The sequence below is a fragment of the Saccharospirillum sp. MSK14-1 genome (assembly GCF_003054965.1).
Taxonomy (GTDB): Bacteria; Pseudomonadota; Gammaproteobacteria; order Pseudomonadales; family Natronospirillaceae; genus Saccharospirillum.
Window position 1 is genome coordinate 307,795 of record NZ_MIES01000033.1, and the last position, 25,806, is coordinate 333,600.

A 25,806-nucleotide genomic window follows, 5' to 3' on the forward strand; every position below is an offset into this window, starting at 1 on the left:
CGATAAAAAAACCGGCCCTGAGGCCGGTTTTTAGTAAGCGATCATCGCGCTATCAGAGCACCAGTCGACGCACGTCCGCCAGTACCTGAGTCAGGTAGGTGGTGAACTTGGCCGCGTCGGCACCGTTGACCGCTTTGTGGTCGTACGACAACGACAGCGGTGTGAAGGTGCGCGGTACGAACTCTTTGCCGGTCCAGAAAGGTTTCACCTGGTTTTTGGACACACCCAGGATGGCCACTTCCGGCGCGTTGACGATCGGCGTGAAGGCGGTGCCGCCCAGGCCACCGAGGCTGGAGACGCTGAAGCAGCCGCCTTTCATCTCGTCGGCTTTTACCTTGCCATCGCGACCGCGTTTGGCGAAGTCGATGATCTCTTCGGCAATCTGCCAGATCGACTTCTTGTCGGCGTCTTTGATCACCGGAACGATCAGGCCGTTCGGGGTGTCGACGGCGACACCGATGTTGACGTAGTGCTTCTGCACATAGCGTTTGCCATCAGCCATCAGCGAGACGTTGAAGTTCGGGAACTCGACCAGAGCAGCGGCGCAGGCTTTCACAATAAAGGCCAGCGGGCTGATCTTGACGCCGCGTTTTTCCATTTCCGGCTTCAGCGAGTTGCGGAACGCTTCGGTGTCGGTGACATCGGCTTCGTCGAACTGGGTCACATGCGGGATGTTGACCCAGTTGCGCCACATGTTGGCCGCGGTGATCTGCTGAATCCGGCTGAGTTCTTTGACTTCGACCTCGCCGAACTTGCTGAAGTCCTGATCCGGAACGGCCGGAATACCCGAGCCACCGGTAGCGGCACCCGGCTCCTGAACGCGTTTTTTCACCCAGGCGGCGACATCGTCTTTGACGATGCGGCCTTTCGGGCCGGAACCCGGAACCAACGCCAGATCGACACCGAATTCACGCGCCAGTTTTCGCACGGCAGGGCCTGCGTGAACAGTTTTCGATGGTCTTGTCAGTTCGCCTTCGTGAGCGCTGGCGAGTGTCGGCGCCTGAGGTTCGGCTGCCGCTTTAGGCGCTGGTTTGGCGTCTTCTTTCGCAGCCGGAGCAGTAGCCGCTGGCGCCGGTGCACTGCCGCCACCGCTGGTTTTGATTTCGATCAGTACGGTGCCTTCGGAGACGTCGTCACCTTCGTTCACCTTGACCGACAGCACTTCACCGGCGGCATCGGACGGGACGTCCATGCTGGCTTTGTCCGATTCCAACGTGACCAGGGTGTCTTCCTCGGCGATGGTATCGCCGGCTTTGACGTGTACTTCGATAACGCTGGCTTTGTCCATGCCGATGTCCGGCACTTTAACTTCGCGTGTTTCGCCACCGCTGCTGGCGGGTGCCGCAGTCGGAGCTGATTCACCGCTGGACGCCGCCGGCGCGCTGCCGCCACCGGCGGTTTTAACTTCGATCAGCACAGTGCCTTCGGAGACGTCGTCGCCTTCTTTGACCTGGACGGAAACCACTTCACCAGCGGTGTCGGACGGTACGTCCATGCTGGCTTTGTCGGATTCCAGCGTGACCAGGGTGTCTTCTTCGGCGATGGTGTCGCCGACCTTGACGTGCACTTCGATGATGCTGGCTGAATCCATACCGATGTCCGGTACTTTAACGGCCTGCACTTCACCGCCGCCATTGCTGGCCGGTGCGGCTTTCTGTTCGTCGTTGGATTCGGACGGAGACTCTGATTCTGACGGAGCCTCGTCAGCCTGACTGTCGCTGCCGCCTTCAACTTCCAGATACAGAATTTCGTCGCCTTCGGAGACGGAATCGCCTTCTTTGACTTTGATCTCAGTGATCTTGCCACCTTTGGACGCGGGCACGTCCATGGACGCCTTGTCCGACTCCAGCACGATCAGGGTGTCGTCCTCGGCGATGACATCGCCGGGCTTGACGCTGATTTCGATGATGGTCGCCGCGTCCATTCCCAGGTCGGGTACCTTGATAATTTCAGTTGCCATGATGACTCCTCAATTCCTCAACCGACTCAGGCGATGACCGGATTAGGTTTGTTCGGGTCCAGCTTGAATTGTTTGATCGCCTTGGTGACTTCACTGGCTTCCACGCTGCCTTCTTCGACCAGCGCTTTCAGTGCGGCGACGACAATCCAGTAACGGTTCACCTCAAAGAAGTGACGCAGCTGGGCGCGCGAATCACTGCGGCCAAAGCCGTCGGTGCCCAGTACGTAGTACGGCTGGGGAACCCACTGACGGATCTGGTTGGCGTAGTTTTTCATGTAATCGCTGGCGGCAACGATCGGGCCACGACGGCTTTCCAGTACTTCGGTGACGTAAGCCTTACGCGGCTTGTCTTCCGGATGCAGCATGTTCCAGCGCTCGACGTCCTGACCATCGCGGGTCAGTTCGTTGTAGCTGGTCACCGCCCAGACATCCGCCTGCACGCCGAAGTCGTCACGCAGCATCTCTGCGGCGGCACGAACTTCCTGCATGATGGAGCCGGAGCCGAACAGTTGCACGGCTTTCTTGCCTTTCTTGACGCCGTCTTCCAGCAAGTACATACCACGCTTGATGCCCTCGACCATGTGCTCTTCCAGGCCCGGGTGCTGGTAATTTTCGTTCAGGGTGGTGATGTAGTAGAAGACGTTTTCGTTGTCTTCAACCATGCGCTTCATGCCATCTTGAATGATGGTGACCACTTCGTAGCCGTAGCTGCAGTCGTAAGACACACAGTTCGGCACGGTGCCGGCCAGAATGTGGCTGTGACCGTCCTGGTGCTGCAAACCTTCGCCGTTCAAAGTGGTGCGGCCAGAGGTCGCGCCGATCAGGAAGCCGCGCGCCTGTTGGTCGCCCGCCGCCCAGCACAGATCGCCCACACGCTGGAAGCCGAACATGGAGTAGAAAGCGTAGAACGGAATCAGCTGACGGTTGTAGGTGCTGTACGCGGTGGCTGCGGCAATCCAGGAGCTCATGGCGCCGGATTCGTTAATGCCTTCCTGCAGAATCTGACCTTTAACGTCTTCTTTGTACCACATGACCTGACCCTTATCCTGAGGGATATAGAGCTGGCCGTTGGGCGAGTAGATGCCGTATTGGCGGAACAGGCCTTCCATACCGAAGGTACGCGCTTCATCGGGCACGATGGGCACGATGCGATCGCCAATTTCCTTGTCTTTGAGCAGGTTGGAGATCATCCGCACAAAGGACATAGTGGTGGAAATTTCACGGTCGCCGCTGTCTTTGGTCAGTGACTCAAAGGTTTCCAGCGCTGGCACTTTCAGTGTTTCTTTGGATTCCTGACGACGCATCGGAATGTAACCACCCAGGTTGTTGCGGTGGTTACGGATGTACTGCATTTCCGGGCTGTTTTCGTCCGGACGGTAGAAGGGGATCTTTCCCGCTTCCAAGTCTTCGTCGGAGATCGGCACACCGCAGGTATCGCGGAAGGCTTTCAGTGAATCGACATCGAGTTTTTTCAACTGGTGGCTGGCGTTTTTGCCTTCGCCCGCTTCCAGGCCGTAACCCTTGACAGTGTGCGCCAGGATGACGGTCGGTTGACCGTTGTTGTCGCTGACGGCGCGTTGGAAGGCCGCAAAGACTTTGTACGGATCGTGGCCACCGCGGTTCAGACGATAGATGTCTTCATCGCTCATGTCCTTGACCAGTTCAGCCAGCTCCGGGTACTTACCGAAGAAATGTTCACGGGTGTAGGCGCCGCCGTGGGCTTTAAACGCCTGCAATTCACCGTCGACCACTTCGTCCATGCGCTTCTGCAGCAGACCTTTGGAGTCTTTGGCGAACAACTTGTCCCAATGACGACCCCAGACGACTTTGATGACGTTCCAGCCAGCACCGCGGAACACGCCTTCCAGTTCCTGGATGATCTTACCGTTACCACGGACCGGACCGTCCAGACGCTGGAGGTTACAGTTAATGACGAAGTTGAGGTTGTCGAGGTGTTCACGACCGGCCAGCGCGATGGCGCCCAGTGATTCCGGCTCGTCGGTTTCACCGTCGCCCAGGAAAGCCCAGACGCGTCCGCCTTTTTCAATTTCACCGCGGTTTTCCAGGTAACGCATGACGTGTGCCTGGTAGATCGCCTGGATCGGGCCCAGACCCATGGAAACGGTTGGGAACTGCCAATAGTCCGGCATCAGCCAGGGGTGCGGGTAGGATGACAGACCTTTGCCATCGACTTCGCGGCGGAAGTTGTCGAGCTGATCTTCGCTCAGGCGGCCTTCAACGAAAGAACGCGCGTAGATGCCCGGTGAGATGTGGCCCTGGAAGTAGACCATGTCGCCCGGGTGGGTGTCGGTCGGGGCGCGCCAGAAATGGTTGAAGCCCATGTCGTACAGGGTCGCGGACGACTGGAACGATGAAATATGGCCGCCCAGATCATCACCGGATTTGTTAGCGCGAACCACCATGGCAACCGCATTCCAACGGATCATGGCGCGGATTTTACGCTCCATTTCGTTGTCGCCGGGGTACTTCGGTTCGTCTTCCAGATTGATGGAATTCCGGAACGGTGTGTTCAGTGCAAAGGGAACGTCCGGTCCGCTTTGTGTGATGTTGTCGGACAGACGCTTGAGCAGGTATTGGGCGCGGTCGGTGCCTTCTTCACGCATGACGGACGCCAGGGCGTCGAGCCATTCCTGCGTTTCAATTGGATCGATATCGTTTGCCATAAAGTTCAGACCTCTTCCCCTTTTGGGTTGAATCCTCAACGAGTTGAGTCGGTTGACGATCGCCGCACTTTTTTGAGTTTTGGACGACCGGCCTGTTGAAAATCATGTGGTTACGTTTGTCGTAACCTAAGCTGTCACTTTAGCCGAAATTATCCGGCTCGCTGATCCTGCGGCGAAGTAACATCAGTCAGCGAAATTTCGCTTTTTTCATCCCTTAGATACACAAACGGCAGCCATGGTGGCTGCCGTTGTTACCTGAAATTCTATCGGTGCGCCTTTTTACAGGATATTACCGACACTGACAATCTTCAGGGTGTTGGTGCCACCATGAACGCCTTCGTGATCGCCGTAGCTTAAGATCACCAAGTCGCCATCTTTGACGATGTCGCGCTTTTTCAGTTCGTCCACGGCCAGACGATTGATCTGATCGTTCGGCACACTGTGAATGTCGAACGGCACCGCTTCAACACCGCGATACAGCGCCACACGGCGTGCAGTGGTGTCGTGGCGGGTCATGGCGTAGATCGGCATACCCGAGCTGATGCGTGACATCCAACGCGGTGTCGCACCCGATTCGGTCATGCAGATGATCGCTTTGACGCCACGCAGATGGTTCGCAGCGTACATCACTGACATGGCGATGCTTTCGTCGATGCGATGGAACTCTGTGTTCACACGGTGGCGCGATTGCGTTGTCAGTGGGTGTTTTTCTGCCCCCAAACAAACATCGTGCATGGCTTTGACCGTCTCAACCGGGTAAGCGCCGGCGGCGGTTTCAGCCGAACACATAACCGCATCGGTGCCATCGAGCACCGCGTTGGCGACGTCGAACACTTCGGCCCGTGTCGGGAACGGGTTGTCGATCATCGATTCCATCATCTGAGTGGCGGTGATGACCACGCGGTCCAGGGTACGGGCGCGTTTGATGATGTGCTTCTGCACGCTGATCAGCGCCGGATCACCGATTTCTACACCCAGATCACCCCGCGCCACCATCACCACGTCGGACGCCAGAATAATCTGGTCGAGCGTGTCGTGATTCAATGTGGCTTCGGCGCGTTCCAGCTTCGCCACAACTTCCGCTGTAGAACCCGCCGCAGCCAGTAATTGGCGTGCTTCGTTCATGTCTTCGGCGTTGCGCGGGAAGGAAACGGCGATGTAATCGACGCCGATTTCAGCGGCGGTCTTGATGTCTTCTTTATCTTTGTCGGTGAGCGCCTTAGCGGACAAACCACCACCGAGCTTGTTGATGCCTTTGTTGTTCGACAGCGGACCACCTTGAATAACGGTGGTGTGTACCGCGCTGCCGTCTACTTTTTCGACCTTAACCTTAACGCGGCCGTCGTCGAGCAAGTAGATGTCGCCCGGCTGGCTGTCTTCGGCCAGGGCAGGATAGTCGATACCAACGCGGGTGTTGTCACCGGCGGTTTTATCGAAGCCGACATCGAGAATAAAAGCCTGACCGTCTTCGAGCTGGACTTTGGTGTCCTTGAAGCGGGCAATGCGAATTTTCGGGCCTTGCAGGTCGCCCAGAATGGCAACCGAACGGCCGTGTTTGGCAGCAATTTCACGGACTGCGTTGGCGCGGCCTTTGTGATCATCGGCGCTGCCATGGGAAAAGTTCAGTCGAACCACGTTGGCACCCGCCAGAATCAGTTTTTCCAGCATACCAGGCTTGTCGGTGGCCGGGCCCAGGGTGGTTACGATCTTGGTGCGTCTCATCGTCATGAAGAGTCTCTTGTTATGCTTCGCCGCCGAATGAGCGGGTCATTATAACGAAAAAAGCCCGGACCGGGTCCGGGCTCTTATAAGTGGGCTTACTTGGCGTTCATCAGGGCAACGGTGTTGTCCAACATGCGGTTGGAGAAGCCCCATTCGTTGTCATACCAGGACATTACCTTAACCAGACGGCCCTGAACGCGGGTTTGAGTCGCGTCGAAGCTGGAGCTGTACGGGTTGTGGTTGAAGTCGGTAGAGACCAGCGGCTCTTCGTTAACGGCCAGGACAGAAGCCAGTTTCGAATCGGAGGCGATGGCGTCAGCGATGACCTTGTTGATTTCTTCAACGCTGGTGTCGCGGCTGGCGGTGAAGCTCAGATCGACCAGAGAAACGTTAGCGGTCGGGACGCGGATCGACAGGCCGTCGAACTTGCCTTGCAGTTCCGGAACCACCAGGCCCGTCGCTGCAGCGGCGCCGGTTTTGGTCGGGATCATGTTCAGCGCAGCCGCGCGGGTACGGTACAGGTCAGAGTGATACACATCGCTCAGACGCTGATCGTTGGTGTAAGAGTGAATGGTGGTCATCAGGCCGCTTTCGATACCAACGGTGTCGTTCAGAACCTTGGCAACTGGCGCCAGGCAGTTGGTGGTGCAAGAGGCGTTGGAGATCACGGTCATGTCAGACGTCAGCACGCTGTCGTTAACGCCGTAAACCACGGTCGCATCAACTTCTTTACCCGGAGCGGAAATGATGACTTTCTTGGCGCCGGCGGTGATGTGCTTGCTGGCTGCTTCTTTTGTCGCGAAGAAACCGGTGCACTCGTAAACCACGTCGACGTTCAGCTCGCCCCACGGCAGGTTGGCCGGGTCGCGTTCAGAGCAGGTGATGATCTTGTCGCCGTTAACGTAGAGTGCTTCGTTGTCGTAATCGACCTTGGCATTAAAGCGGCCGTGAACGGTGTCGTACTTGGTCAGGTGAGCATTGGTCTTGGAGTCGCCCAGGTCGTTGATGGCAACGATTTCGATGGGGTAGTCCTTACCGTCCTGCTTGGCTTCGTACAAGGCCTTCAGAACGTTCCGGCCGATGCGGCCATAGCCGTTAATCGCAACGCGTATCTTGGACATTTTTATGCTCCTCTAAGCGTGATTAGGCGGTTTTTGCGCCACCGCCGTTCGAAGTGCGAGCCGAGGTCGGGCTGCGCCGGACATCGCCTCTTAAGCTTGACTGTTATTGTGCGGTCGTTGTCGACACGTCGTGTCGACGGAAACCGACTGGTTATGTTGTAGCTTATTTACATCGTTATACAACAAAGCGGCCGCATTCTGCCACCGATCGGCCAGATTGAACAGCAGTTTGTAGTTTTATTACATGATTTGGGTCAAGAAGGCGGGTGTTAAACCAGCCGTCTTGGTGAGCGCCTCAGTCGGTTTCAGCCGATTTAAAGCGGGTGTCGGCGAGGGCGGCTTTGATGCGCTTGAGGTGGCTCTGGAATTCCGGGCCATGTTTGAGAATGACACCGGTGGCCAGCACGTCGATAACCGTCAGGTGAACGATGCGTGATGTCATGGGGGTGTAGATGTCGGTGTTTTCCGGGCTGTCGACGCCGAGCAGAATATGGCTGTCTTCGGCCAGCGGCGAATGCGGCTGGGTGATGGCAATGACGGTCGCGCCAGAATCGCGTGCGATACGCGCTGTTTCCACCAGCGCAATGGTGCGGCCGGTGTTGGAGATAATGATGACCACATCGCCGGGCTTGGTGGCAGCCGCGGCCATGCGCTGCTGTAATACATCGGTATAAGCGACGCAGGGTGTGTTCATGCGGAAGAACTTATGCTGGGCATCCATGGCGACGCTGCCGGATGCACCCAGACCGTAGATTTCAATGCGCCGGGCCTGTGCCAGTGCATCGACGGTGCGGCTCAAGGCGTTCGGGTCGATGGAGCGCTTGGCATCGGAAATGGCGCTCATCGTCGCTTCGAAAATTTTGCTCGAGTATTCCTCAACGTTGTCGCTGGCTTCTACGTTGCGGTTTACATAGGGCGTGCCGGTGGCCAGGCATTGCGCCAGCTTCAGTTTGAAGTCGGGAAAGCCCGTGCAGTCGAGGCTGCGGCAAAAACGATTCACCGTCGGCTCGGAGACGTTGGCGGCCTTGGCGAGGCTGGCAATGCTGGAACGAATCGCCTTGTTCGGATCTTCGAGAATCACCTGGGCGACCTTGCGTTCGCTCTTGCTCAGGCAGCTCGGGTTCGACTTGAGTCGCTCCAGAATGTTCAATGACATGCGTGCGCTATCCTTAAATGGTCGCCTTGGGCCTTGTTGGGGTCGCTGGCGGATTGTAGGGAATATCCCGAGCCAGCGAAAGGCTGATGGCCCCGCTGGCCGCCTGTGGTAACCAGCGTTCAGGGCAGCCTGACACCTTGTTGTAAAATTACAATTATAGGCGACATTACGCCCTTAATACCGTAAAATTGGAAAAAAACTACAGTTCACCGCTTTAGGTATCGGAGTCATCTATGGATCATCTGACAGCCAGCAGCCCTTGTAACGTCGTTATTTTCGGCGGCAACGGCGATCTGGCTATCCGCAAGCTGTTGCCTGCGCTCTACAATCTCGATCGCACCGGTTATCTGGGTGACAACACCCGCGTGATTGGTGCTTCGCGCACTGACCTGGGCCACGACGGTTACCTCGACCTGGTGAAACAGGGGCTGGATCAATTTGTTGATCGTGCGCAGTGGGATGAAGCCGTTTGGGAGCGTTTCTCCAAGCGTCTGACCTATGTTGCGGTGAATGCTCGCGAACCGGAAACTTTTAAAAATCTCGCGGCTGAACTGGATAACGATTTCAGCTGCCAGGACACTGTCTATTACCTGTCAACCGCCCCGGACTTTTTCGGTGAGATCAGTCGCAATCTGAACGAAGCCGGCCTGGTGAACGAAAACAGCCGGGTGGTGTTGGAAAAACCCATCGGTAAAAGTCTGGCGTCGTCCAAAGTCATCAATGACGGTGTGTCGGAAATTTTTGCCGAGAATAATATCTATCGCATCGACCATTATCTGGGCAAGGAAACGGTACAGAACCTGTTGGCGGTGCGTTTTGCCAATGCCTTGTTCGAGCCGGTCTGGACCAACGCTCACATCGATAATGTGCAGATTACCGTTGCCGAAACTGTTGGCGTCGAAGGTCGCTGGGGTTACTACGACGATTCCGGCGCACTGCGCGACATGATTCAAAACCACCTGCTGCAATTATTGTGTCTGGTGGCCATGGGCGTGCCGGTGTCGCTCGATGCCGATGCGGTTCGTGCCGAGAAATTAAAAGTCCTGAAATCGCTGCAGACGATGAGTCTGGATAAAGTGCGCCGCAACACCGTCCGTGCTCAGTACGCTGCCGGTAACGTCGGTGGCAAAGCGGTACCGGGTTATAAAGAAGAAGAGGGCGGCAAGCCCAATTCGCAGACCGAAACCTTTGTTGCCATTCGTGCCGATATTCACAACTGGCGCTGGCGCGGCGTGCCGTTTTATCTGCGTACCGGTAAGCGACTGCCCGCGCGTTACAGCGAAATCGTTATTCAGTTTAAAGACGTACCGCATTCCATTTTCCCGGAAGGCTCCAACCTGGCGTCGAACAAGCTGGTCATCCGTCTGCAGCCGGAAGAATCCATTCAGCTGAATATGATGAACAAACTGCCGGGCCTGGGTGAAGGCATGCAGGTCACGCCGGTAACGCTGAACCTGACCATGCCCGACCACATTGCCGATTCACGCGTACCGGAAGCCTATGAGCGTCTGATTCTGGATGTGATTCGTGGCAACTCCACCTTGTTCGTGCACCGCGATGAAGTCGAAGCCGCCTGGGTCTGGGCCGACGCCATTCTCGATGGTTGGAAGCAATCGACCGTTGCACCGCACAGCTATCCAGCTGGCAGCTGGGGTCCGCAAGCGGCCTTCGAGCTGGTAGCGCGTGATGGCCGCAGCTGGCATGAAAGCAATTGATTTGACGCTGAACGCTTGACGGGAGATGCAGATTGCCGGTAACCCGGCGTCAAGCGTCTTCCGTTAGACGTCTCCCGTATTAAGCGTCTCCCGTTAGCCGAAGGATATCCCAATGCAACAACTCGATTTCGACAGCCGCGATGCGCTGACCGAACAATTGGCCGGTGACATTATCGAACGCCTGGCCGCTGCCATTAGCGACACCGGCGAAGCCGGTCTGGCGGTTTCTGGTGGTCGCACGCCAGTGGATCTGTTTAAAGCGCTGAGCGTCGCTGACCTGGATTGGTCGAAGGTGACCATTACTCTGGTCGATGAGCGCTGGGTTGATCCCAGTGACGACGACAGCAATGAAAAGTTGGTGCGCACTCACTTGCTGCAAAACAACGCTGTCGCGGCGCGTTTTATTGCCCACAAGTCTGAGCACACCACGCCATTCGAAGCCGAAGCCAGTCTGAACAAAACCCTGGCGGCCTTGCCGGAGCAACTGACGGTGACTTTGCTGGGCATGGGTGAAGACGGCCATACCGCCTCGTTTTTCCCCGGTGCTGACACACTGAACAAAGCACTGGATACCCACAACCACATTGATTGCTGTGGCGTGGTGCCAAAAACCGCGCCGCACGCCCGTATGACGTTGACCCTGAAGCGCATTCTGCACAGCGACTGGATCGTGCTGCACTTAACCGGTGCGGGTAAAAAACCGGTACTGGACGCCGCGCTGGGCGATGGCCCGGTAGTGGATCTGCCGGTGCGTTCGGTGCTGAAGCAGACATTGACGCCAGTGTCGGTCTATTGGGCTGAATAAGCAGCGAGACGCTCGACGCTTGACGGGAGACGCCAGTTAGCGGCGGTAACCCGGCGTCCAGCGTCTTTCGTTAAGCGTCTCCCGTTTTTTAAAGAGGGTAGATTTAAATGAACACCACCTTGCAAGACGTCACCAACCGCATCATCGAGCGCAGTGGACCCTCGCGCCGTCGCTATCTGGAGCGGATGCGCGATGCCGGTGAACAGATTCCCGATCGTCGTCAATTAAGCTGCGGCAACCTGGCGCATGGTTTTGCGGCCTGCTCGGACGATGAGAAGAACACCATCAAGCTGATGAACCAGGCTAACCTGGGCATCGTGACTGCGTACAACGATATGTTGAGCGCGCATCACCCGTATGAGCGTTTCCCGAATATCATCAAGCAAGCCGCTCGCGAAATGGGCTGTACTGCTCAGGTCGCGGGGGGCGTTCCAGCCATGTGTGACGGCGTGACTCAAGGTCAGCCGGGCATGGAACTGAGTTTGTTCAGTCGCGATAACATCGCGATGGCCACGGGTGTGGCGCTGTCGCACAACATGTTCGATGCCGCGCTCTATCTGGGCGTGTGCGATAAGATCGTACCCGGCCTGGTCATCGGCGCGCTGCGTTTTGGCTATCTGCCTTCCGTTTTTGTGCCGGCCGGTCCCATGCCGTCCGGTTTGCCCAATAAAGAAAAAGCGCGCATTCGTCAGGAATACGCTCAGGGCAAAGTCGGTCGCGATGAGCTGCTGCAGGCCGAGTCAGATTCTTACCACAGCGCCGGTACCTGTACCTTCTATGGCACTGCCAACACCAACCAGATGCTGATGGAATTTATGGGGTTGCATCTGCCAGGCTCCAGTTTTGTAAACCCTGAAAATGCGATGCGTGATGCGCTGACTCGTGAGGCCGCTCAGCAGGCCATTCGTCTGACCAAACAGAATGGTCAGTACACGCCGATCTCTGAGGTGCTCGATGAAAAAGCCTTTGTCAACGGCATCGTTGGTTTGCTGTCGACGGGTGGTTCCACCAACCTGACCATCCACTTGATCGCCATGGCGCGCGCGGCGGGCATCATATTGAAGTGGGAAGATTTTTCCGACCTGTCCAAAATCGTGCCCACTCTGGCACACGTCTACCCCAACGGTATGGCGGACGTGAACCATTTCCACGCCGCCGGTGGTCTGGGTTATGTCATGGGTGAATTGCTCGGTGACGGTTTGCTGCACAGTGACGTTAAAACCATCTTTGGCACCGGTTTGGACGGTTACACTCAAGAGCCGTTTATGGACGGTGACGAGGTTGAATTCCGACCTGGCACCCAGCAGTCACTGGATGAAGACATCGTCCGTCCGGCGAGCAATCCGTTCAGTCCCCAAGGTGGTTTGCAGGTCTTGAAAGGTAACCTGGGTACGGGCGTGATCAAGGTGTCGGCAGTGAGTCAGGACCACCGCATCATCGAAGGTCCCGCCGTGGTGTTTGAAAGCCAGCACGATTTGCAGGAAGCCTTTAAATCCGGCGAGTTGGATCGTGACTGTGTGGTCGTGGTTCGTTTCCAGGGCCCGAAAGCCAATGGTATGCCGGAGCTGCACAAGCTGACGCCGCCGTTGGGCGTATTGCTCGATCGTGGTCACAAGGTGGCGCTGGTTACCGACGGTCGTATGAGTGGCGCGTCTGGTAAGGTACCGGCGGCGATTCATATGTCGCCGGAGGCGAGTGACGGTGGTCCGCTGGCGAAGGTCAAAGCCGGCGACATCATTCGTCTGGATGCCGAAGCGGGCACCGTTGAAGTGCGCGTCGATGCTCAGGAATGGGCAAAGCGTTCTCCGGTTATCGCTGACCTGAAAGGCAATGAATTTGGCGTGGGTCGTGAGTTGTTCGCGCCGATGCGTGCGGCTGTGAACTCCGCTGAAGAAGGCGCCACCATCTTCCGCTTTGAAGATTTCGAGGACTGAGCATGGCCCAATACGGTTTAATCGCCGATATCGGCGGCACCAACGCTCGCTTTGCATTGGCGCCGTTGCTGAGTTTTGACCCGGCCGAAGGCCCGCAACTGGCGGAGCAGGATCTGGTGGCCGTGGCCGCATTGAATGGCGCTGAGTACGACACCATTGCCGATGCCATTCGTGCTTACCTGACCGGCCCGGCGGCCGACTATGAGCGTCCGGAACATGCGGTGATGGCCATTGCCTGTCCGACCGATAAGGACCGCATCACCATGACCAACCACACCTGGTCGTTCAGTGTGCAGGAATTGCAGTCGGATATTGGCCTGACGTCGCTTAAGTTCATCAACGATTACAACGCGCTGGCCAACGCCATTCCGCATCTGGGCAGCGACGGTGTGGTTAAAGTCGGCCCCGGTGAGGCTGTGCCTGGTTGGCCGATGGCTGTAACCGGACCGGGCACCGGATTAGGTCTGGCGGGGCTGGCGTTTAGTAGCGCCGGTCCGGTGACGTTGGAAACCGAAGGCGGTCACGCGCATTTTGCACCGACCGACGCGGTTGAAATCGACATTCTGAAATTCCTGCTGACTAAATACGAACGGGTGTCGGTAGAACGTTTGCTGTCTGGCATGGGCCTGGAAAACATCTATCAGGCGCTGTGCGACCGTCAGGAAGTGGCACCGCAAAGTCTGAAAGCAGCCGATATTTCCCAGCGGGCGTTGGACCGTGCTGATCCGCAATGCGAAGAAGCCCTGGCCCGTTTTTGCGCCATTCTTGGCTCGTACGCGGGCGATGCGGCTTTGATGCTGGGCGCGAAAGGTGGCCTTTATATCGCCGGCGGTATCGTGCCGCGTTTCCTCGATTACTTTCAAAGCAGTCAGTTCCGTGCCCGCTTTGAAGCCAAGGCGCGATTGCGCGGTTTTGTCGAACACGTGCCCACCTACGTGGTGGTGTCCAAACAACCTGGCTTGCTCGGTGCAGCGGCCGTTCTGAACCATCGCCTTAACACCCACTGAGGTGAGGCAAACGCCTTCTTGGAGAGAGAGCAATGAGCTATTCCGTCAACGAAATCCTGCAACAAGCCTACCCGGTGATGCCGGTGTTGGCCGTTCAACGTGTTGAAGATGCGCGTCCTTTAGCAGAGGCGTTGAAAGCCGGTGGTCTAAAAGTGTTGGAGGTGACCTTGCGCACCGAAGCGGCCATTGATGTCATCGCCGAAATGAAAAAAGTTGAGGGCGTTATTGTGGGTGCCGGTACCGTGACTCGGGTTGAGCAGCTAAAGCAACTCGAAGACGTCGGCGCCGATTTTGCCATCAGCCCGGGTGCAACACCGCGGTTGCTCGATGCCGGTTTGCAAACATCCATGCCGTTTTTGCCGGCAGTCGCCAGCGTGTCGGAAATGATGCAGGGTATGGAACTGGGCTACACCCATTTTAAATTCTTCCCGGCAGCAGCCTCGGGTGGCGTCTCGGCGCTGAAGGCCTTTGCCGGTCCCTTCCCGGATGTGCGTTTCTGCCCGACCGGCGGCATTTCGGTTAAGGACTTCCGCGACTACCTGGCGCTGGGCAATGTGGCCTGTGTCGGCGGTTCCTGGATTGTGCCGGCCGATGCGCTGAACCAGGGCAATTGGGGTCGCATCGAGCAACTGGCGCGCGAAGCCTGCGAACTGGCCGGTTAATCCGGCCGCCTGCCTGGTCTTGATCAGGCAGTTGGCTTGTTGAACAGCCTTAGTACAATAACAATTCTTCGATTCCCGACGTCGCCCGGTTCTGGCCGGGCGCGTTCTTTAGGCAACGATTCATGCCCAACCCCGGTCCTGACAGTCTGAACGCCTGGTTCGAGGCGGTCGATAGCACCATCCTGAGTCGTCAGGATGCCACCACCGGCTTGTTTCCAGCCAGCACCGATGTGAACGGTCACGGCGACTACACCGACGCCTGGGTGCGCGATAACGTCTATTCCATTCAAGCCGTTTGGGGATTATGGCTGGCCTATCGGCGCAGCGGCGAAGACCCGGAGCGCACGGCTTATCTGGCTGATTGCGTGACCCGCCTGATGCGCGGACTGTTGCAGTCGATGACCCGTCAGGCGCATAAGGTTGAGCGCTTCAAGTACACCCAAAATCCGCTCGATGCACTGCACGCCAAGTACGCCACTCATTCTGGTCAGGTGGTGGTGGATGATGACAAATGGGGTCACCTGCAACTCGACGCGACGTCATTGTATCTGCTGATGCTGGCGCGTATGACGCGTTCGGGGTTGCGTCTGGTACAGACCGTCGCCGAGGTGAATTTCGTACAGAATCTGGTTTGGTATATCGGGCGTGGTTATCGCACACCGGATTACGGCATCTGGGAGCGCGGTAATAAAATCAATAACGGCCGGGTTGAGATCAATGCGTCTTCGGTCGGAATGGTGAAAGCCGCGTTGCAGTCGATGCGTGGCGTTAACCTCTTTGGGGAGGGCGGTGGTCAGGCGGGCGTTATTCATGTGGTGTCCGATGAAGTTGCACGCTGCCGTACCACCTTGGAAAACCTGCTGCCGCGTGAGTCGATGTCGAAGGAAGTCGATGCCGCAGATTTGTCGATCATCGGTTATCCGGCGTTCGCAGTGGAAAAGGCATCGCTGGTCAAAAAAACCCGCGAGCGCATTTTGAGTAAATTGGCGGGGCGATACGGCTGCAAACGGTTTTTACTCGATGGCCATCAGACGGTGCTGGAAGATCCGCATCGTCTGCATTACGAAGCGCATGAGCTGCGCAATTTTGAGCACATCGAATCGGAATGGCCGCTGTTTTATACCTATTGTTATCTCAATGCGTTGTTCGATGGCGACACCGAACTGGCCACCGATTACCGCCAGCGACTGGACAGTTTGCGCGTTGAGCACAATGGCCAGTGGCTGTTACCCGAACTCTATTTCGTGCCCGCTGATCACATTGAGGCCGAAAAAGCCGAACCCGGCAGTCAGCCGCGCCAGGCGAATAACAACGTGCCGTTAATCTGGGCGCAGTCGTTGTACACCCTCGGTTGCCTGCTGGATGGTGGTTACATCGAGCGCCGCGATATCGATCCACTCAACGCTCACCGCCGCGTCGGCGACAAACATAAAACGCCGGTGGTGGTTGGCCTGCTCGCTGAAAACGATCAGGTTCGTGCGACATTGAAACAGGCCGGCTTGTTCAGCGAAACCGTTGACGATCTGGAACCGGTAAGAGCCTTACCGCCGCTGGAGTTGGCGCGGGTATTTAACATCATTGGACAGAATCGCGAATTGGGTTTGACCGGTCGACCGCAGCGCCGACCGCGTTCCTTGTCGACCGCTCAGCTGTATGAACTCAACGGTGAAAGCTGCGTTTTTCTGCCGCAGTTTCAGAACCGCGATACCTTTTACCTGGCGTCAGACAACCGTTTGCTGTGCGAGAAAATTAAAGCGGAACTCAGTTACGTCAGTCGGCACTGGGACCAGCCGGCGCGCCCGCTGATGATGATTTTTTTGTCCGAGCCGATGCTCAACGCGCCCGACAAAGACGCACTCTATGAACTGATTCGTGAGTTGATGGCGGGCGAATGCGGTGACGTTGCCGTCAGCACCGGGCCAATGAGTGAGTTGCTCAACGAAGTCGGTGTTGAGCGCATTGAAGAACTCAATGATTACCAGGTGCCTGCGGCGATGGCGTTGTCGCGTCGAGTTCGCAAGCAATGGTTGCAGGTCGATCTGGCGCACTGTACGCCGTTGCAAGCGTCGATGCTCAGCTTGCTGGAGCCGACCGAAAGCCTGGACAGGAAAGTGCAACGGCTGCAGGCGTCGGTCAATCTGTATGAGCAAATCGATATTCTCAGCGACCTGGCTGACGCTCACGGTCTGGATTTTGACCCGGGCATTGCGCCTCGGGTCACGGTTAAAGTGTTACTCGAAGAGGTCTATCGCCGCGCCAGTGAGGCTTACTTGTGGAGCGTTATTCGCAATGCGGCGGGTGTGCTTGGCAAATACTGGGGCGGACTGGAAGATGCGGTAGCCGAAGTGCTGGCGCGACAACGCATCATCATTGTTGGTCGGGCGTATTCCGATCAAGGCACCATTCGTGAGCCGCTGTCGAACAAGGAAACCTTGAAGCTGATCAATCGTAACTGCGGTCAGGATCGGCGCGAAGCGGTGTTGAACCAGGAAATACTGGTCATCCTGTCGACCATCATGCGCGGTGAGCCGGATCTGTTTCAGGGCATGATGACGCTGCGCCCCGGTCACCTGGCGATGCTGATTATGGGCCAGTTGGCGCAAAGCGACGATCTCAAGCCGGACCAGGCATTTGAGCGGCTGGCGTCGTTGAGTCCTTATGACATCCAACAACGGATTCGCGCCATTCTGGGCAGCTATTCGCGGGAAGTGGGTCGTTTGTTTGCCCAGGAGTCGTTGCAGATGCGCACTGAACCCGCGCAGCTAAACCCAGTCGCGGAAGAGGACGACAGCAAGGCGGAGTTGGGAGAGGCGCGCAACTGGTATCAGTGGCGCGAACAGCAAGGCGTGATGCCGCGTCTGCCGGAGGATTTTCATCCCGGGCTTTGGGCGTTACTGGAGCAGTGCCGGGGGGTGGTCGTCGGTGATCGCTTTGACCCCCGGTCGCGCTTGGAGTCGGCTCGGGTGCTCGACCAGATGACTGCAGGGGAACCGCAGTTTGCGCAGTTAGTGGAGCGCATGCTCGACCAGATTCCCAGTCCGGCCTATCGCCAGCTGAGCATAGAAGCCTTGCTGGGGTTACTGGCTTTTGCCCGGGCCAACCCAGCGATGGAAGTCGATGACTATGTCGTGCTCGATGTCATTATCTCTCATGCGGTTCGCCTCAACTGGATCGCTCAGTTCCCCGCCCAGAAAGAAAATTACAACCAGTTTCGTGGTCAGGCCTGGCAAGCCTTCTACCAGAACCCGCCGACGCGGGTGAAAACCCGGATTTTGGAAGCGCTGACTTACTTGATGCAAGCCACGGACGACACCGGCGCATCAGGCTAAAGCCGCGTGATATGGGCGTTTGGCGCATCTTTACGGCGCTGGGCAACGATCCGGGCTTGCATTTGGTAGTATTATTACGTCAAGATGAGCCCAGTTTGATCGGCAGCCACAAAAGTGGTGAAAGAAAATTACATTCCGGTCTGGAATGGGGTCGGCAAGGTAGGTGATCTGGTGTTGTTGGCCAGGGACTTAAGTCGAGTCCAGTCGGGGTTTCGCTGCACAAGCGAAACGGTGCTTGTATAACGACAAGAAACGAGTGAAAGCTGATGGCTAGTATTACTTTTGAGAACGTAGGCAAGAACTACGAAGACGTGAGCGTCATCAAGAGCCTGAACCTGGAAATCCAAGATAAAGAGTTCATGGTTTTGGTTGGCCCTTCTGGCTGTGGTAAATCCACCACCCTGCGTATGATCGCTGGCCTGGAAGAAATCACCGACGGCAAGCTGTACATCGGCGACCGCGTCGTTAACAACATCCACCCCAAAGACCGCGACGTGGCGATGGTGTTCCAGAGCTACGCTCTGTACCCGCACATGTCGGTCTTCGAAAACATCGCCTTTGGTCTGCGTCTGCGCAAAATGCCGAAGGACGAGATCGACCGTTTGGTCAACGAAGCCGCCGAAACCCTGGGCCTGACTCCGTTGCTGGACCGCAAACCGAAAGCACTGTCCGGTGGTCAGCGTCAGCGTGTGGCACTGGGTCGTGCCATCGTTCGTAAACCGTCTGTGTTCCTGTTCGATGAGCCGCTGTCCAACTTGGACGCCGAGCTGCGGGTTCACATGCGCGCTGAGATCGCCAACCTGCAGAAGCGTTTGGGTATTACCTCGGTTTACGTGACCCACGATCAGGTTGAAGCCATGACCATGGGTGACCGTATTGCGGTATTGCACGACGGTAACCTGCGTCAGGTCGGCACGCCGCTGGACCTGTATGACACCCCGCAAAACGTCTTTGTCGCTCAGTTCATCGGTACGCCGAACATGAACATCCTGACGTTCAAAGTCTCTGATGACGGCAGCGAGCTGGTGCACCCGGATCTGACCTTCAAAACGCCGGCCGAGTGGAAAGACGGCATCATTGAGCGTAAAGGTAAAAACGTCGTCGTCGGTATCCGTCCAGAGCATATTGCCTCGTCTGACGAGCAGGACTGGACCAATACTGCGCCGCTGAAAGGCAAGGTGGAGATCATCGAGACCCTGGGTCACGAAGTGGTTGTCCACATCAAAATGCCGAACGAAGAGAAGAAGATTCTCGCTAAGATGGACGTCCACAAAGTACCGAAAGTGGGCGAAGAAGTGGCGCTGGAAGTTAACGTTGATCGCCTGCACGTGTTCGACGCCGAGACCACTAATCGCCTGTAAGTCGACCGCTTTTTCAGTCGACAGAAAAGCCGGCTTCGCGCCGGCTTTTTTTATCGCTCGCGCTCGTCTCTGTTTTCGCTATAGTCGTGTTCAAGCAGCTTTTGAAGGTGTCCGATGAAGATCCAGATCGCCTCACCCAGCCATTACATTACCGACCTGCGTTACCCCTGGTCCAAGCACTTAACCCAGTGGCCACCGGAACTCTTCGTTGAGGTCGCGCGGGGTATTCACCGCAATGTAGTGCGCTTTGTTAGCCATAACAATCAGGTCTACGCACTGAAGGAGCTGATGACGCCGGTTGCGCGTAAAGAATACAAACTGCTGCGTGAACTGCAGGAGCTGGGTTTGCCGGTGGTCGAAGCCGTGGGTTTGGTGACCAATCGCGATGAAGACGTGGCCGAAGCGCGGGCTCGTTTTGATCTGGTCGGTGAGCCGGTCGATATGGCCAATCGTGGATTATTGGTGACGCATTATCTCGACGGGGCTTTGCCATACCGCATCATCATTCAACAAGGCATTTCAGCCGAGCAGCTGAGTCAGATGCTGGATGCATTGGCCGAGCTGTTGGTGCGTTTGCATCTGTCGGGTTTTTATTGGGGTGACTGTTCCTTGTCGAACACCCTGTTCCGTCGTGATGCAGGCTTGATGGCGGCTTATCTGGTCGACGCTGAAACCGGTGAAATGCGCGACAAGCTGTCCGAAGGTCGTCGTGAATACGATCTGGAATTGGCGGAAACCAACATTGGTGGTGAGCTGATGGATCTGGAAGCGGCCGGTACGTTGCCCAAAGGGCAAGACCCGATCGATCTGGCTCAGGCATTGGTGGAGCGCTATTCGAAACTCTGGGCCGAGCTGACACAGGATGAAGTCTTTGATCCGGAAGACCAGTATCTGATGGAGCAGCGCATACGCCGGCTCAATGATCTGGGGTTTGATGTTGAAGAGATGGAGATTACCACTGTCGATAACGGCCAGCGCGTGCGTATGGTTCCGCGTGTCGTCGAACATTGGCACCATCGCCGTCGCTTAAATAGTCTCACCGGGTTGCAGGTTCAGGAAAACCAGGCGCGCCGGTTACTCAATGATCTCAGTCGCTACAAAGCCCATCTGAGTGAAGTCGATGGCCGGGATATTCCCGAGCCCGTGGCTGCGTATCGTTGGTTGTCTGAAGTTTTTAATCCAACGATAGAACCCATTCCTGCGGACATGAAAGGTAAGCTTGACGATGCAGAGATTTTTCACGAAATCTTGGAGCATCGTTGGTATTTAAGCGAAGCCTCGGGCAAGGATGTCGGTCAGAAGGCCGCCATTGATTCGTATATCAACACGGTCCTCAAACGCCGTCAGGCAGGCGATGTTGAAATCGACACCGATCCTTTTGTCTCCTCGCAAAAGTAGCGTCGTGAGCCTGAAGCACTGGAGAGGGAAACCTCTCCCTGCCAGTGTTTTGCAATAATGGAACCCTAAGCCAGACCAGTCGGTCTGGCTTTTTTGTCGGCGGTGTGGATTGCCCTTTAATACCAAAGGGGCGCATGTGCGCCTGTTTGATTAAAGCTTTTAAAGCCAGGGTCGTTATCGTTTGCAACAGAGGGATTTCTGTAGAGGTGAATCATGGCAGCGATATCAAATACGTACCTTTCGGCCAGTGTTGTTCCCAAAATTACCGTTGAAATACCCGTGGGTGGATTGGGCAGCAAGGAAAGTCAGAACCGGGTCTCTCCCATGGTCAATATTCAGCTGGGCGGTCTGCCCGAGGCGAATATATACGGCCCGCCCAAGCAGCAGAGTTTCCTGAGCGGAGATGATCAAAATCTGCCGGGACTGGCTGAGCGAATGTCGAAGGCCATGGACAAAGGACCTGGCATTAACAACCTGGCACAGAGTCTTACCACGTTTCTCCAAGACGACCAGAACTCAGTACATCAACAACTGGATCGTTATACCTATCAAAATACCGGTGGCAAATGGGTTGAGCCGGATTTCAGTGAGCTTGAGAAACACACTGTCCACGCCGAGAGTGAATTGTCGTTCAGCTTGAAGACTAAAAGTGGCGATACGATCACCTTTAACCTTCATTACGAAAAAGGCCTGGGCAGTACGCCGCGATACGCCGCTGTTGGATATGAAAATGTCTCCGTTGATTACGAGTTGGATGGGCGACTGTCGCAAAGCGAGAAAAACGAACTGCTGGCGTTGTCCGATAAAATAAATGCCTTGGCCAACAACTATTTTGCAACCGGCGAGCTGGACTTGGATTCACTTGATCTCGGTAGCTTAAATGAAGTGGCTGAGCTGTCGTTGTCGCTCGATGGTGGTCTGACAGAAATCACACCGCCATTTGCCCTGCCAAATCATGATGACGTTGACTACGGACTTCGCCTGAAGTTCTCCGATGGTCCAAACGCCCGTCATATTGAATCGGTGGCCAATGGTAACAAGGTCACCGCAACCCTTGATAAATTAGGCTTGGTGGATGGTTATGACACAGAGCGCCGTGAGGCGGCACTGGCGCAATATCGTCAACAATTGGTTGATGGTGTAGGTCGTGCCAACGGTAGTGAGGAAGACCGTAAGTTGTTGCTGGCGGCCTTTGATGCATTGCATGGCGAACTTGAAGAGCCCAAACCGGGTTTGAAGCTGAGTGAAGACGAAGCCGCTATGTTGACCTCGGTTGCTGACTTCCGGATTTCGTACTTAAGCCGAGTCGGTATGCGCAACCCGGAAGAAGGGCGTGAAGAACAGAGTGCGCGCTTTAGTCTGGATTTCTCTCAAGAGACCGAAATACATCAATATGCCAATGGTGATCTTGATATTGACCAGAATCAGTTTTGGAAATTAAGAGGGACTTACTTTAAGCCGGCAGAAGGTAAGTCCATGGTCGATTTCAGCAGTAACGATCAAAACTATCGATACTACGAACTGCAGGAACAAGCAGCATCTCGGACAGAACTGGAACGGCGCAATGGTGTACTGGTTAAAGCTGACAGGAGCGTTGAGTTGGATGCCAAGCTGGAACAGTTGGTGTACAAGGATAACGTCTTGCTCGAGTGGAATACCATCACCAATCAATATTCGGATAAAACCAATTTGTTAGCGCTCTATGACGATAAGTTTGCCGAACCAGAAGTGGCAATGTTGGATGATTTAATACTCAACATGGACGCTATGTATAAATATTCTGATGAGAAAATAACGGAGAACGACCCGAATAAGGCTCCGGATTATCTGCGTGGTGAAGAACCCGTGGTTTTTGCTAATGAAGCGGCCAGTGTTAAAGCATGATCTGAGGGGCAGCTGATTGAGAGGCTGCTGCTTAGGTTCGGGTGTGCCTATTCCAGCGTGGTGAATGGGAGGGGATTATGAACGGTATTTTAGGTCCGGGAAGACCTTTTCACGGTACGATGATTCTTACTGAAATGCCTTCACTGAAAAACTATGGTGAAGGCGAACCACCGAAGGTCATTATTCACGGTGGAGGGCCGCTCTCTTCGGTTTATAGTGAACCACGCCATGTGAAAGATGTATCGGTAAAACACCTGGATGCACCGCGTTATATTACCGAACAACTGACCAACCGTGTTGCTCAAAACGAACACTTTGAGATGATGCGAGATGTTCCGCTGAGTTTGTCTCATTTTTTGGATAATAACGAAACATCAGTCACGCAAAGTGCAACGCAATATCGCTATTCAACGCTCAATGAAAATTCCTCGCCGATCGATCCCGCTAAATTCGTAGTTGATCATAACGATCCCAGTTCTGAAATTGAGCTGAGCCTAACCACTGACAGTGGTGATACGCTCACCTTTGTTATCCGGCGCGAGTCTGGTTATGGCCATGATGGCATTGAATCTGGTGTTCAATTTCAGACGTTATCCGTAGAGTTTCAACTGGATGGCAAGCTATCTCAGAAAGAAAAGCAAGAGCTCGACAGTCTGGCAATTGGTTTAAACCGTTTGGCAAACGAATACTTTAGTGGCGGAGGTGTATCTCTGGCAAAGTTGGGTTTGGACGATATGTCCGGCATCTTGGAACTCAAATTGTCGATTGACGATGGACGAAAGCCTGGCCTTGATTTGTCCATGACGGAAACCGATCAGAGGCGGAATATCGATGTTGAATTTTTCGGTAATCATATTGAATTATCGGTAGATAAAACGGGGCTTACTGGTTCGGCTGAAGGAACACGCCGTCAAGCAGCTTTAGCGCATTATCGGCAAATTCTGCGTGAAGGGTTGGACCGGGCCCAAGGCAGTGGCGACCAAAAGGCGTTGCTGTTGGATGCTTTTGACATGTTGTACGGTCTCGTTGACGAAACGGTCAACCAGCAGGAACTGACGGCTGCTGAATCGATGATGATGTCAGGCCTGCCTGATTTCTTTGTTCATTTTGAAGGACGTACAGTCCGGCAGAATACGCACCCAGTACGCCAGGATCAGGTGGAGACTGTTTCACTGACACTGGCGCAGGAAACTGTTTTCAAGCAGGACGGCAGTTTGAACCGACAAATCGACCAACGTCAGATCTGGGAGTTGGACGCTGGCTATTTTGAGCCTTTGGATCATTGGGACTTTGTCGATTTTCAGAACCAGAATTATCAATACTATGAGCTGAGTGAGCGTGCCGAGATTCGCACTATGACCGGTTTGCTGGATGGCGATGTGTACGGCACGCAAAGCCGAACTTTTGAAAGCCGTTTTGATGCTCAAGAATACCGTATGGGTGAGTTGGTCGATTGGAAAACCACAACGCGAAGCCTGCATGAGCTGCGCGATTTTAGTGCGCGGCTGCGTAATCTTGATGACCTGAATAATAAGGTATTACTTGCCGAGCTTGTGCTGGACCCCACTGAGTTGTCGAAACTGGCAGACGTTGAAAGGGTGGATCAAGACGAGTCGGCCATAAGCAAAGTGTCCGTACCTCAGGGCACCCGACAGTCGTAGAGGTTTGAAGTTCAATGGTCTGGCGGGGTGGCTGTATTATTTGCACCAGGTCGCATCCTGACCTCCCGCCCGGACCGTTCTCATTGGTATCTCACCATCGCTCATTGCCTCTTCCCGATTTCTGACGCAAATTAGCAACAGACAACGCGCCAGAACGGAGGCAAGGATATGTCACCGGATGCACAACCCAGTGTATCAGCGATTGCCGTGGTCGATCTTGCCCGGGAATTGCTGCGACTGAACATTCTTAACCACAGCGCATTGCAACATCTCTATCCGCCGTTGATGAATGACGTGGAACAGTTGCAAAGCAATGCCGATATCAGTGAGTTACTCGAGAAGCGCTATCCGGAAGCTTGGCTGGTTTGGTTGTGGCAACAAGCCAGCGACAGTCCGTTTTGCCCGGCGGTTGGGGTGGAATTTGGTGCTCGGGTGGCGCCCGATGCTAAAGGGTTGCCCAGCTATCTGATGCAATCCTGCCGGAATCTGGGAGAAGTGCTGGAAACATACCTTGAGAACATTTTGTTGGTAAATCCAGCTGATACCTGGAAGGTAGAGGTAGAAGGCGAGCGCACCGTGCTTAGCTTTCGTTTTGTCTCAACGATGGATTATCCCCGCTGCGCGGTAGAACGTAGCATGGCTGCTTTGTATCACTGGGGGTGTCATCTTTGTCAGCAGCCCTTACCACTGGTCGCCGTGGAATTTGCCTACCCCAAAGCCAATTATCACACGGCGGTCGACCGCTGTTTCCAGGTGCCCATTCGTTACAATACCGATCGCAATGCCCTCATTGTTCCCAGCTCGGTCTTTGCCACACCGGTCCAGGGCGGAGAGCACCCCTATCTGTTTAAAATTCTGTCCCAACGGGCTGCCGGTTTGCGCAGTCAGATTGCCCAGCAACAGACTTTAAGTGGCCGCGTTCAGCAATTACTGGACAAAAACCTGTCTCGGTATGGGAATCAGACAAACCTGGCTCGTGAATTGTGCATGAGCCGTTCGACGCTGGTGCGAAAGTTGGCAAATGAAGGCGTTCGCTATTCCCAATTGCTGGATGATGCCCGCAAGCGATGTTTCAAGCGGCTACGCGGTCTGCCAGCGTCTCAATTGGCTGATAAATTGGGTTTCATGGATGTCAGCGCCTTTTATAAGGCGCGTCGTCGCTGGGAATGAGGTGCGGTGAGAAAGCGGGGCTTTCCAGCTCGCGACCTTTGTAAGTGGCCGCTGATCGATCCCTTGAAAACACAAAACCCGTAACAGGTCCGGGTTTCATTGAATGTTGGAGCGGGGAATGAGATTCGACCGGGCTGGCGCTCCAGCTCGCGACCTTTGTGATTTGCCGCTGATCGATCCCCTGAAAACACAAAACCCGGAACAAGTCCGGGTTTTATTGAATGTTGGAGCGGGAAA

General features: G+C 55.4%; 16 protein-coding genes. 11 read left to right on the forward strand and 5 right to left on the reverse strand.

The genetic code is table 11. The annotated features are described in order from the left end of the window. Positions 1–52 precede the first annotated feature (52 nt). From aceF to hexR, 5 genes are all read right to left on the reverse strand, one after another. A complete protein-coding gene (gene aceF, locus BGP77_RS10365; RefSeq protein ID WP_108164665.1) occupies positions 53–1,960 on the reverse strand; it encodes a pyruvate dehydrogenase complex dihydrolipoyllysine-residue acetyltransferase in 1,908 nt (635 codons plus the stop codon). 26 nt (positions 1,961–1,986) lie between these two features. Continuing rightward, on the reverse strand, positions 1,987–4,644 hold the full coding sequence (aceE, locus tag BGP77_RS10370; RefSeq protein WP_108164666.1) for a pyruvate dehydrogenase (acetyl-transferring), homodimeric type: 2,658 nt from the start codon (positions 4,642–4,644) through the stop codon (positions 1,987–1,989). 279 nt (positions 4,645–4,923) lie between these two features. Further along, positions 4,924–6,366 (reverse strand): pyruvate kinase, encoded by a 1,443-nt coding sequence (gene pyk / locus BGP77_RS10375; RefSeq protein WP_370446855.1) that lies wholly within the window; start codon positions 6,364–6,366, stop codon positions 4,924–4,926. Positions 6,367–6,461: 95 nt separating this feature from the next. Beyond that, positions 6,462–7,487, reverse strand: a complete 1,026-nt coding sequence (gap, locus tag BGP77_RS10380) for a type I glyceraldehyde-3-phosphate dehydrogenase (RefSeq protein ID WP_108164668.1) — start codon at positions 7,485–7,487, stop codon at positions 6,462–6,464. Positions 7,488–7,782: 295 nt separating this feature from the next. Continuing rightward, positions 7,783–8,643: a transcriptional regulator HexR gene (gene hexR, locus BGP77_RS10385; RefSeq protein WP_108164669.1), complete on the reverse strand. Its 861-nt coding sequence runs from the start codon at positions 8,641–8,643 to the stop codon at positions 7,783–7,785. Between the two features lie 233 nt (positions 8,644–8,876). Between hexR and zwf the strand changes: the two genes are divergently transcribed. The 11 genes from zwf (at position 8,877) to BGP77_RS10440 (ending at position 25,569) form a co-directional block, all read left to right on the forward strand. Beyond that, entirely contained in the window at positions 8,877–10,358 is a 1,482-nt protein-coding gene (gene zwf, locus BGP77_RS10390; RefSeq protein WP_108164670.1) for a glucose-6-phosphate dehydrogenase, read from the forward strand. 112 nt (positions 10,359–10,470) lie between these two features. Beyond that, a complete protein-coding gene (pgl, locus tag BGP77_RS10395; protein ID WP_108164671.1) occupies positions 10,471–11,163 on the forward strand; it encodes a 6-phosphogluconolactonase in 693 nt (230 codons plus the stop codon). 107 nt (positions 11,164–11,270) lie between these two features. After that, positions 11,271–13,097 carry a phosphogluconate dehydratase gene (gene edd / locus BGP77_RS10400; RefSeq protein WP_108164672.1) on the forward strand — a complete coding sequence of 609 codons (1,827 nt, stop codon included), beginning with the start codon at positions 11,271–11,273 and terminating at the stop codon, positions 13,095–13,097. A 2-nt stretch (positions 13,098–13,099) separates the two neighbouring features. Then, positions 13,100–14,104, forward strand: coding sequence for a glucokinase (gene glk, locus BGP77_RS10405; protein WP_108164673.1), 1,005 nt, complete (start codon positions 13,100–13,102; stop codon positions 14,102–14,104). A gap of 32 nt (positions 14,105–14,136) precedes the next feature. Beyond that, positions 14,137–14,766 (forward strand): bifunctional 4-hydroxy-2-oxoglutarate aldolase/2-dehydro-3-deoxy-phosphogluconate aldolase, encoded by a 630-nt coding sequence (locus tag BGP77_RS10410; protein WP_108164674.1) that lies wholly within the window; start codon positions 14,137–14,139, stop codon positions 14,764–14,766. Positions 14,767–14,888: 122 nt separating this feature from the next. Continuing rightward, positions 14,889–18,095, forward strand: coding sequence for a glycoside hydrolase family 15 protein (locus BGP77_RS10415; RefSeq protein ID WP_108164675.1), 3,207 nt, complete (start codon positions 14,889–14,891; stop codon positions 18,093–18,095). Between the two features lie 266 nt (positions 18,096–18,361). Further along, positions 18,362–19,456, forward strand: coding sequence for an ABC transporter ATP-binding protein (locus BGP77_RS10420; protein ID WP_108164676.1), 1,095 nt, complete (start codon positions 18,362–18,364; stop codon positions 19,454–19,456). Between the two features lie 114 nt (positions 19,457–19,570). Beyond that, the gene (locus BGP77_RS10425; RefSeq protein WP_108164677.1) at positions 19,571–20,854 is read left to right on the forward strand and encodes a DUF4032 domain-containing protein; all 1,284 of its coding nucleotides are present in this window, start codon (positions 19,571–19,573) and stop codon (positions 20,852–20,854) included. Between the two features lie 213 nt (positions 20,855–21,067). Further along, positions 21,068–22,738, forward strand: a complete 1,671-nt coding sequence (locus BGP77_RS10430; protein WP_146171232.1) for a hypothetical protein — start codon at positions 21,068–21,070, stop codon at positions 22,736–22,738. Positions 22,739–22,815: 77 nt separating this feature from the next. Then, entirely contained in the window at positions 22,816–24,399 is a 1,584-nt protein-coding gene (locus BGP77_RS10435) for a hypothetical protein (RefSeq protein ID WP_146171233.1), read from the forward strand. 168 nt (positions 24,400–24,567) lie between these two features. Next, positions 24,568–25,569, forward strand: coding sequence for an AraC family transcriptional regulator (locus BGP77_RS10440; RefSeq protein WP_108164680.1), 1,002 nt, complete (start codon positions 24,568–24,570; stop codon positions 25,567–25,569). Positions 25,570–25,806: the final 237 nt, after the last annotated feature.